The organism is Bradyrhizobium sp. 160, assembly GCF_023073735.1.
In the GTDB taxonomy this organism is placed as follows: domain Bacteria; phylum Pseudomonadota; class Alphaproteobacteria; order Rhizobiales; family Xanthobacteraceae; genus Bradyrhizobium.
On the sequence record NZ_JADPKD010000031.1, the window covers coordinates 71477 to 81368 of the forward strand.

The following is a 9892-nucleotide window of genomic DNA, read 5'->3' on the forward strand; positions in this document are numbered from 1 at the left end:
CTTTCAGTGGTAATATCGGGGGCCCCGGATGTCGGTGTGGAAGATCGGCGTTTGCTCCGGGGCTTTGCGCACCGGGATCTTGTCGAGCCCCTTCTCAAGGATCGATTTGACTGAGGGATAGTTGCGCGCCTGGATCTCCAGCGCGCGCCGCGCGGCCGCTTCCAGGCGTTCGGCGCCGAAGCGCTTCTCCAGTCCGATGATGCCGAGGCATGAACGGTAACCCTGCTCGGGAAGCGGCCGATCCTCGATGATCTTCTCAACCAGCAGCGACAGCATTGGCCCGATCCGCGCAGCTTCTTCCCGGATTTTCAACGGCGTCCATTCACGGTAGCGCCAGGTGGCTGGACGGCATATGTTCGGGGATCGTCGTATTCCGCCCGTTGCCACGTCCACGCATGTGGGCGGCGATGCGTTCCCATCAAGGAAGATTTCGAAGGTGCGTGGGGTAATGCGGGCCTCGACCTCGCGACGGGCGAAGCGCCACGGCACCGAGTAATGGTGGTGCTCGATCACAATGTGATAATCGAGCCCAACCCGGCAACGCTTTCACTCAGCATGGATCCACGGTTCGCTCGGCAGCGGCTTGAGGTTCGGCGCGTTGATCTCCTCGAACAGCTGACGCCGCGTTTTGCTGTACTGGCGCAGGACCCGTGTGTCGTTGAGATCGGCGATGCACTCGGCGACCGCAGCGTTCACGTCGGTCAGGCTGTAGAAGATCCGGTTAAAAGCGGCCCAGAACCCAGCGTTCGACAATGCCGACGCAGGCTCGACTTTCGCCTTATCCCGCGGCTTTCTCGGCCGCGCCGGGAGCACCGCCGTGCCGTAGTGGCGGCCATGTCGGTATAGCTGCGGTTGACCACCGGATCGAAGTGACACGCCTTGATCACCGGGACCTTCGCGTTGTCGGGCCACGCCGCCGAAGAATGCGAGGCGCTATTGTGCGCCTCGATCCAGTCAGCGAACTGCTCGGTCCACGTCGCGCAGGCAAATGACAAGCTCGACCCGCCGAGCACCGCCACAACCAGATGGGCATCGCGCACCTCACCGGTCCGGCGGTCGACTACAAGCGGCACCCTGTCGCCGGCGTAATCGACAAACATCTTCTCGCCGCCCACGTGGTTCTACCGCATCGTCAGAGGCAGGCGACCTTCCCAGCGCCGGAACAGGTCACCAACGACTGTAGCGATAGCCACCCCACCCGGGTCAGCGGCGCTATATTCTTCCACAGAACCTGCAGCGTCACATGCTTGCGCTTCAGCTCACGTGCCACCGCCGACCAGTCCGGTTCCGCCTGCTTGCGCCGGCCGGGCTTCACACCAGGTAAGCCGTACAGGCACGCTTCCAGGTCGGCATCGCTTATCTCCACAGGGACTGGCCAGCTCAGCCCGGGAGCGGGCAAACCGCTTCAGCAGTTCCGGACCGTCGTCGCCCGACCCCGGAACGCTCGCGAATCACCCGCGTCGATAGCCCCGCTTCCAGGCTCAGATGCAAAATCTCGCGCACGTGGCGCATCGTAACCCTCCTCGTCGGCATCCATTTCTCCGATCGCTATCCGACCGGAAAATGCTCCAGCGATCAGGTTCTCCTGCCTCCAAAGTGCGCGCGATCGCTCCGCAATCCTGCGCGGACAATTCTCGGAATGCTGCGCGCGCCATCACTTCGGAATGCCGAGCGCGATCAAATCGGAACGGTGCGCGCGATCGCCTCGGAATCGGCATCCTGCCAAATCCCTCCAGCGCAGTCGGCCTGCATGTCGAAGCCTGCCGTAGCCAATGACCCGTCGCATTCGCACCTCTGCCCGACACATGATGATGGGAGCTGCGGGCGACACGACAGCTACGGGTTCGCGCTCTCGGCGCAACCGGGCGTGTCGCAGAGGCGGCCAGCTACTAACTCGAGCTCTCGGCTCATCGAATGCATCGGCATGCCCGCACATCGTGGTCCCGGTGCCTCTGTCCCGATGGTCGCACGATACGCCACGATGTAGAACACCGCAGCGGAACGTTGGCACCGCGAAATCTCATACCGGTTACCAACATGCTGGAGCGTCTCAATGATAAGATCCGGCGGCGGACCTATGTGGGGAAATTCTTCCCCAATGCCAAGAGCTGTTTTAAGGCTGGTACGAGCGCTGACCGTCGAGCATCACGAGGCCTGGATCGAGACCATCGGACATCTCAATATGGATCTGCTCAAGGAGCACAAGAAGGAGGCGTTGCGCCAGGCGGCCTGACGATGCTCAGGCCCACCAAGGGGATGCACGCCACCTCTCTCCGCCGCCGTCGCTCGCCAGGGCTGCGCTTTTGGGCAAGCGAGCGACGGCGGCTCCGAGGGGATGGCTCGGCCGGACCCCATGATCAATTTTGCTGAACTTGACGCAGAACTTATCTCTCGGGATTCCGGTCTTTATCAAAAAGATCACCTTGCGCGACAACAGATCGCGTCCCCAAGGACGCAGTAGTCACCTGAGTGGCGTCGATCCACAGATACGGCCAGTCGCGCAAAATCGGACGGGCGAGAAAGCCCGTCACCTTGTCGTCTATGACCCCGCAATAACTTCAATCAGTCGACGCTCTCGAGAGTGACTGCGTTCGAATTACAGGGCGCCCCCGTAAATAAGATCGCAGCCTTATGCAAGCGTGATTTTTGGTAGTTGCAGAACGTCGCTGTCGATGGTCATGTGATGCTATGTGACGCTCAAGCATTGTCTCTCTCTCGTAGGACGCTAATCATGACCTTACTGAATGTTGCACTGGTGTTTGGTGGCGGTCCCGTTGAGCACGAAATTTCAATGACGTCGGCAAAAACTGTCTACGAAGGCTTAGACAAGAAACGCTATCGCCCAATATTGGTTGGCGTCGCACGGGATGGCAAGTGGTGGCTGCAGAAGAATTCAAAAGACTTTCCCTCACATGTGGAATCCTCGGGCGCCCAGCTAATGTTTGTGCCGGGAAGCGGCGGCGATGCTCTTGTTTACGGAGTCGGCGGAGATGTCACCACAGTTCACGTTGACGTAGTGTTCCCAATCTCCCCCTATTTCTGCTCCGCCGTGTTGGAAGCGGCGCAGGTTGCTTTCGTGGGATCTCGCGGGCCCGCGCCGTGGATATGCTTCGACAAACAGATAGCCAAGCAGACATTGCTCGGAGCCGGTCTTCCGACACCCCGGTTTTTGGTTTTGATAGCTGGGGAGAGCGTGACGTTTCGAGGGGCCCAAGAGGCGCTCTGTAGCCAGACCCTTTTCGTGAAGCCGGCAACCCTTCATTCTTCTATAGGCGTCAGCAAGGTAACTTGCGAATCTGAGTTTCAGGCTGCTGTGCAGCTCGCGTTTAGCTATGACGGAAAGATCTTAGTCGAGGAGCATGTGCAAGCCCGGGAACTCGAGTGTGGCATTCTACAAAAGCCCGGCCCGCCGAACGACCTACTTTGTTCGTGGCCAAGCGAAATCATTCCGGTTGATGCGAGCTCCTTTTTTACATCTCAAGCGAAGCAGGACGGGGACGGAGTAAGAATTAAGATTAAGTCAGAGCTCCACGAGGCGGATGTTGATCGAGTGCGAGCCTTGTCGCGCGCAGCGTTCAGGGCAACTGGCTGCGAGGCAATGGCTCGGGTTGATGTCTTTATGCGTCCCGATGGAGAGCTCTTGGTCAACGAGATAGGCAGTGCCCCGTTACTTAGGCCTTCCAGTATGTTTGCGAGGATGATGGAGGAATCAGGTGTCGCATACGCTAGCTTGTTGGACACACTTCTTGACAATGCCATCATACGCGCCAAAAGAGCGCAAAGTTAGGTGACTATGAATTCGACCCCACTTCTAGCATTGCTACAGCTCCCAGCCACCTTGACCTCGTTAACCTGCCACGAGGCGCTTCCTCCAGAAGCAGTTTTTTGAGTCCAGCTGGAAAAAGGGGCGGGACAGGACGTTTCGGAGACGAGACGGCTGAAGGCGCTGGAGGAGGAGAACTCGAGCTGAAGAGACTTCTGGCTATGCAGATGCTTGATGCAGCTGCGCTTCGGGAGCTTCTTTCAAAATGAATGGTAGGGACCGCCGCGGTCGCGTATCTGCAGGTCCTATGAGTCCTGTGTGAACGGCGAGCCTGCTCGATTGTCGCCGCGGATCGAAAGATGATTCGGTTTCGCTCCTACCGCCCGCCAGACGCCGGCTCTGCGTGGCCGGTTCCGCGATCTCACCAACGAGCGACAACGTTTCCGCTATCGCCGGCTGTTCGTCTTGCTGTCGGATCAACCGGCTTTGTCCGGAAGAAGGGCTCACCGTTCGCAAGCGGCGAGCCCGCCGCTCGCGGCCGGCGCTCATCCAGAACATCGTTGATGAGCGACCAACGAATGGCTGGACGTCATTCCGGAGACATCGATTGCGGGACGGCGCGTCGCTCGGGAACTGACGGCAATCGTCCAGCGACGCCGCAAGCCAGAAATGATCGTGTCCGACCATAGCACCGAATTCACCTGCAATGCGAAGCTGGCTTGGTGCAAGGACGCAGCCATCTATTGGCACTTCATCGCACCGGGAAAGCCCATGCAGAATGGCTTCGTCGAGAGTTTCATGTACAGACGGCCCCGCGGATGCAAGAGCATTTTTTTTGCAGCATTTCGGATATCGGTCGGGTGCGTTCATGTATACGGCCTGACATTGCGTCGATAGCATGGCCGCTGGCCGTGATGGGGATCGCGGATCGAGGCCTCATCAATGGGTGGATTGTTGCGCTTAAAACTCTTCGGGCTTTCTCGATCCCCAGCTCCGCTGGTTTCCATCACGCTGTGATCTGCCCTCACACCTTAGGCCGATAGAACTCACCTGTCGTCATCATTGCCCAGATGATCCGAGCCAACTTGTTGGCGACAGCCACTGACCTGCGACTGAAGTTTCATCCAGCGGCGTTAGAGCACGATGCAATTTATGTAGCGAGACCGAACTTTGGACCACCCAGAACTAGAGTTTTGCGCCTCTGATCACGTTGGCGGGCTGATGGCGCCGACGTGTTTTTGCAGCAAAATCGGCGGCCGATTGCCGATGGCTCCATGCGGCCGCTCTGCGCGCCAAGTCTCCACCTTTTCCCGGGCGTCCGCAAGCGACAGGAACCAATGGGCATTGAGGCATTCGGCCCGGAAGCGGCCATTGAACGCTTCGATAAAAGCATTATTGGTCGGCTTGCCTGGCCGTGAGAAGTCTAGCGTGACACCGCGCTGGTAGGCCCATAAATCGAGGTCGCGCGACACAAACTCGCTGCCTTGATCGACGCGGATCGTGGCAGGGACTCCCACTTCATTGCAAAGCCTTTCCAGAACATCCACGACATCGGTGCCGCGGAAGGTGAGCCGCGGCTCCAGCGCCGGCGAGAAGCGAGAGAAGATATCGATGATCGTGAGCACCCGGAGCTTGCCACCATTCGCCAGCTGGTCATGGACAAAGTCCATCGCCCAGATCTCGTTGACCCGCTTCGCCGGCCGGCGGTCATCGCGCAGCTTGGCCTTGACCCGGCGCTTTGGCGATTTGTTACGCAATTGCGGGCCCAATTCGCGAAAGACGCGGCGGGTCTTGTTCTGGCCGTGACGCCATCCTTCGCGGCGCAACAGCACATGGACACGGCGATAGCCGTAGCGTACGCGGACATGGCAGATCTCCTTGATCCGAGCTTCGAGGGCGGCCTGGCCGGAGCGACGAGATTTGTAGTGGTAGGTCGATCGATCGAACTCGAGGGCTTTGCAAGCCTTGCGGATCGAGACCTGCCAATCACCGCAAACCTCATCGACGAGCTTGCGCTTCCGACCAGGCTTCACAGCTTTCGGCGGATCACGTCCTGCAGCATCTCCTTGTCAAGCGACAGATCTGCCACCAGCTTCTTCAGCTTGGCGTTCTCGTCCTTGAGCTGCTTCAACCGGCGCATCTCGGTCGGCAGCAGTCCGTCTTACTTTTTCTTCCGGTTGAAATAGGTCGCCTGGCTGATCCCGGCTTTGCGGCAGATGTCCGCCACCGGGACCCCGTCGTTGCCCTGCTTGAGGATAAACGCCTTCTGGGCGTCCGAAAACTTCGAGGCCTTCATCGTTGTCCGCTCCTCCCAGCCGAGCGGATTGACGCAGCGCCAACTCTAGCCAAAAATGGTCCAGTTTGCCGGCCTCAGATCACCTTGACCCGGCGGCGTGATAGCGAGCTGCCGACTGACGCTCCTTTGGCTCACGGCGGATGCTCACAATCGCCATCCTCTCCGTCTCAATCGAAGAAGCGGAGAATGACGCAGAGGACGACATGGAAGTTGATCTGGTGAAGGCGAAGATCGCGTTGCAGTGCGTCAGCATACTAGAATGGGCGATGCGAGCCGTTCTGTTCGAACTATTACATTTAGTGGATAGAAAATGACGTTCAGTTCCATCAAGTCTATTAACTTACTTGAAGGAGGAGGAGATGCGCTGTGGATCCTACATATTCAGCATCATCTTGTGGCAAGCAGCCGGTCAAGGCGCGATGTTGCAGATGGCACGGTGCTTGCTGGAAACGAACCGCTACGCAGGTCTGCACTATAGTGGACGGTAGCGAGCTAACAATTGATCGCCCTTTCGTGACGGAGAGTGAATTCTAGTGAAGTGCGAGTTACGTATCTTAAGACCTGCCAGGATCATCGAATGAATCAGTTTCAACTCAAAGCAAAATAGCTGATCTATATGACTGGTGAGCCACCCAAAACTGTTTTGGCGTCACGAGTGAGTCTTCTAAACTAAAAGCCCATGGGAACGGGCATGGCGCGCAAAGGCATCGTGACCGGCAATAGCAATCTTCAGGCCATCGGCCACACTCGAAGAGATCAAGATCGTGACGCTTACGGAACATCTGACGTTTCTTTCGCAACCACAGCCATACAAGGACCACGACAGCAAATCATTGCAAACTCGACCGCATCCGATGTTCGAACAAACAATCGGTCTGGTTCGGTTCTGGTTAGCCGACGGATCCGCGAACAGCCTAGAGTACTGTTTCGTCTCGGCATTGAGCTCACATTCAAGCCAAGAGAATAATGCTGATCGTGCAATTGCCCGTCTAGGGATAAGCAAGAATGGCCCGCATGACCCGCAATGATAAAGCTTACGGGGCGGCGGTCGAAGACCGTGCTGCATCCGCGGCGGTCGAGCTTGACCGCGTCGTCAAGGTCTACCAGCAGACGCACGCCGTCGACGGTATCTCCTTTTCACTGCCGCGCGGTAGTATCACTGGTCTTCTCGGCGGCAACGGCGCCGGTAAGACCACCACAATCGCGATGATCATGGGCTTGGTACTACCTACATCAGGCCGCTTAAAGGTGCTAGGGCATCGCATGCCCCAGGAAAGCGCGTCCGTGCTGGGACGAATCAATTTTCAAAGTCCCTATGTCGACATGCCCATGCGGCTCACCGTGCGACAGAACCTCACTGTGTTCGGTAAGCTCTACGCAGTAAAAAACCTGCCGGACTGTATTGCCACGCTCGCCCGTGATCTCGACCTCACCGATTTCATTGATCGCACCAACGGCAAGCTTTCCGCCGGCCAGAAGACCCGCGCTTCGCTCGCAAAAGCGCTAATCAACCAGCCCGAGCTGCTCTTGCTGGACGAGCCAACCGCATCGCTTGATCCTGATACGGCCGATTGGGTGCGGGCGCATCTGGAGCACTATCGCAAACAGCACGGCGCCACGATCCTGCTCGCGTCGCACAATATGCTCGAGGTTGAGCGGTTGTGTGACCGAATTATCATTATGAAGCGCGGCCACATCGAGGACGACGACACACCAAATGCCATCTTGACGCGCTACAACCGCACTGCGTTGGAAGACGTCTTTTTGGACGTCGCGCGCGGCCGTGGGAACGGCGCAAGGAAGGCGGCACGATGAGGTCGCTCCTGTCCTACTTCCAGAGCCGGCGAGAGCGCAGCGATAGCCGAGGACAACGCAAAACCCGGCGGATGTCGCTCCGCTCACCCTTGCTGTCAGGGGCCGCCATGACCGAGCAGTCTCTCCAACGCGGCATCTCCGTACATCGGATCGGTGCGATGATTCTGCGGTATTGGTATTTGTTGATATCGTCGTGGCCGCGGCTACTCGAGCTGCTCTACTGGCCGGCGCTGCAGGTCATCACCTGGGGCTTTCTGCAGCTCTACATCGCCGAAAATGCTAGTTTCCCGCACGCCGGTGGCACGCTGATCGGTGCTGTCATCCTCTGGGACGTCCTGTTCCGCGGACAGCTTGGCTTCTCGATCTCGTTCCTTGAAGAGATGTGGGCGCACAACATCGGCAATCTAATGATGAGTCCGCTGAAGCCGATCGAGTTATTGCTGTCGCTTATGGTCATGAGTCTGATCCGGCTGGCCATCGGAATCATTCCGATGACGCTACTCGCGCTGGTCTTGTTTCACTTCAACATCTATGACCTCGGCTTGCCCTTGATCGCCTTCTTCTGCAATCTGATTTTTACGAGCTGGGCGGTCGGCATCTTCGTCTCGGGCCTGGTGCTGCGAAATGGGCTTGAGGCCCAAAGCATTGTCTGGACGTTGATGTTTGCGATGTTGCCACTGGCCAGCGTCTACTACCCCGTCAGCGTACTTCCGGCTCGGTTGCAATACGTCGCTTGGGCACTACCGCCGACTTATGTATTCGAGGGTATGCGCGCGCTGTTGACGGAGCATACTTTCAGGATCGACCTGATGCTGATCGCACTGGGCATCAATCTGGTATCCTTGGCTGCCTGCTTCGGGGCATTTCTTGCCCTTTTGCGAAGCGCCAAGAAAGACGGCTCACTTCTGTCGAGAGGCGAATAACATGAATAGAGGAATGCACCAGCAGGAACCTGTTCAGGCCGATTGGCAGGAGGTTGTCGCCCTCGTGCGCGGGTTGGCAGTTTAAACGATCCGAGCGCACCAGCGCGCCAGCTTCGGGTCCAAACGGAAGCTGGAGTTCTTGAGAGCGATGAGAAGCAAGGGACTGACAGGGGTACGCTGCAGGTCGCAGGCGTCAGCCCGCTCCCTGCCAACAACTTCCTGCACTACATCCTCGATCTCGGGAGCGACGAGCGGCGTTGTCGCCATGCGCGCGCTCGCATGTCACCGTGCTCTATGCGAACGACTCGTCATGGGCTTTTAGAGCAAGGCCGATCCGCAGTAAATGCTGTTGGCCCTCAAGGCGCGGCTAGCCAAGCTAGTGCCTGACGCTCCATGAGGCCAAGATGCGGCTGATCGAGTTTGGCTGGTTCACGGCGCCCTCGCGTCAGCGGCGAGGCGTGCGACAGCCAGGGGCCTTCGCCATCCTCTGACCTGCTCCCGCCAAATTAGGCCAGTCTGAACTGGAATTTTTCCAATTATGATCCCACCAGGACGAGGAGAGTTCCATGAAGGCATCGAAGTTTTCGGAAGCGCAGATCGCGTTCGTTTTGAAGCGGGCGGAAGATGGCGCGGCAGTGGCGGAGGTCTGCCGCAAGGCCGGGATTAGTCAGGCGACGTATTTCAATTGGAAGAAGAAGTATGCGGGGCTGATGCCCTCTGAGATGAAGCGACTGCGCCAGCTTGAGGAGGAGAATGCCAAGCTGAAGCGGATTGTCGCCGACCTGTCCTTGGACAAGGACGTGCTCTCAAAAAAGCTCTGAGGCCTGGCCGCAAGCGGGAGCTTGTCGACAAGGTGCGGAGCGACTGGAAGGTGTCGATCAGGCGGGCCTGTTCGACCCTTCGAATCGATCGCGCACTTTACGTCTACTGACCTGCCACTGAACTTTCATCCGGCAGCGGTTAGAGTCTCGGGGGTTTGTACGCCGAGTGGCGCAGGTGGAGCAACGGGCGATCGGCGGAGCTGGTCGGGGTTGCGCAGCCGATCGCCCGTTGCGGTGAATGTGGCAGCGTAGGCCGCCGGGGTGAGGTAATCCG

At 58.3% G+C, this 9892-nt stretch carries 5 protein-coding genes and 6 pseudogenes; 7 read left to right on the forward strand and 4 right to left on the reverse strand.

What is annotated here, in order from left to right:
* Positions 1 to 3: 3 nt before the first annotated feature.
* Positions 4 to 1512 (reverse strand): annotated as a pseudogene (gene istA, locus IVA98_RS13555) (IS21 family transposase).
* 519 nt (positions 1513 to 2031) lie between these two features.
* Here istA and IVA98_RS13560 point away from each other — a divergent pair.
* The 3 genes and pseudogenes from IVA98_RS13560 to IVA98_RS13570 form a co-directional block, all read left to right on the forward strand.
* Positions 2032 to 2233, forward strand: a pseudogene (locus IVA98_RS13560) (transposase); the annotation flags it as partial.
* A gap of 498 nt (positions 2234 to 2731) precedes the next feature.
* A complete protein-coding gene (locus tag IVA98_RS13565; RefSeq protein WP_247355078.1) occupies positions 2732 to 3787 on the forward strand; it encodes a D-alanine--D-alanine ligase in 1056 nt (351 codons plus the stop codon).
* A gap of 114 nt (positions 3788 to 3901) precedes the next feature.
* Positions 3902 to 4561, forward strand: a pseudogene (locus tag IVA98_RS13570) (transposase family protein); the annotation flags it as partial.
* 407 nt (positions 4562 to 4968) lie between these two features.
* Here the strand turns inward: IVA98_RS13570 and IVA98_RS13575 are convergent.
* A pseudogene (locus IVA98_RS13575) lies at positions 4969 to 6059 on the reverse strand (IS3 family transposase).
* Between the two features lie 140 nt (positions 6060 to 6199).
* Here IVA98_RS13575 and IVA98_RS13580 point away from each other — a divergent pair.
* The 3 genes from IVA98_RS13580 (at position 6200) to IVA98_RS13590 (ending at position 8797) form a co-directional block, all read left to right on the forward strand.
* Entirely contained in the window at positions 6200 to 6373 is a 174-nt protein-coding gene (locus IVA98_RS13580; protein WP_247355079.1) for a hypothetical protein, read from the forward strand.
* A 700-nt stretch (positions 6374 to 7073) separates the two neighbouring features.
* Complete coding sequence (locus tag IVA98_RS13585) at positions 7074 to 7874, forward strand: ABC transporter ATP-binding protein (RefSeq protein ID WP_247355088.1); 801 nt, start codon at positions 7074 to 7076, stop codon at positions 7872 to 7874.
* Between the two features lie 107 nt (positions 7875 to 7981).
* Positions 7982 to 8797, forward strand: a complete 816-nt coding sequence (locus IVA98_RS13590; RefSeq protein WP_247355080.1) for an ABC transporter permease — start codon at positions 7982 to 7984, stop codon at positions 8795 to 8797.
* 81 nt (positions 8798 to 8878) lie between these two features.
* Here the strand turns inward: IVA98_RS13590 and IVA98_RS13595 are convergent, their stop codons facing one another.
* Positions 8879 to 9064: a hypothetical protein gene (locus IVA98_RS13595; protein WP_247355081.1), complete on the reverse strand. Its 186-nt coding sequence runs from the start codon at positions 9062 to 9064 to the stop codon at positions 8879 to 8881.
* Between the two features lie 299 nt (positions 9065 to 9363).
* Between IVA98_RS13595 and IVA98_RS13600 the strand changes: the two are divergent.
* A pseudogene (locus IVA98_RS13600) lies at positions 9364 to 9725 on the forward strand (transposase); the annotation flags it as partial.
* A gap of 18 nt (positions 9726 to 9743) precedes the next feature.
* On the opposite strand, the pseudogene IVA98_RS13605 reads toward IVA98_RS13600, so the two are convergent.
* A pseudogene (locus IVA98_RS13605) lies at positions 9744 to 9892 on the reverse strand (IS3 family transposase); the annotation flags it as partial.

What these genes read in the sequence shown, in the direction of transcription:
- IVA98_RS13585 (WP_247355088.1), top strand. Translation starts at nt 7,074, where the DNA reads ATGACCCGCAATGATAAAGCTTACGGGGCGGCGGTCGAAGACCGTGCT.
- IVA98_RS13580 (WP_247355079.1), top strand. Translation starts at nt 6,200, where the DNA reads ATGCTCACAATCGCCATCCTCTCCGTCTCAATCGAAGAAGCGGAGAAT.
- IVA98_RS13565 (WP_247355078.1), top strand. Translation starts at nt 2,732, where the DNA reads ATGACCTTACTGAATGTTGCACTGGTGTTTGGTGGCGGTCCCGTTGAG.
- IVA98_RS13595 (WP_247355081.1), bottom strand. Translation starts at nt 9,064, where the DNA reads ATGGCGACAACGCCGCTCGTCGCTCCCGAGATCGAGGATGTAGTGCAG.
- IVA98_RS13590 (WP_247355080.1), top strand. Translation starts at nt 7,982, where the DNA reads ATGACCGAGCAGTCTCTCCAACGCGGCATCTCCGTACATCGGATCGGT.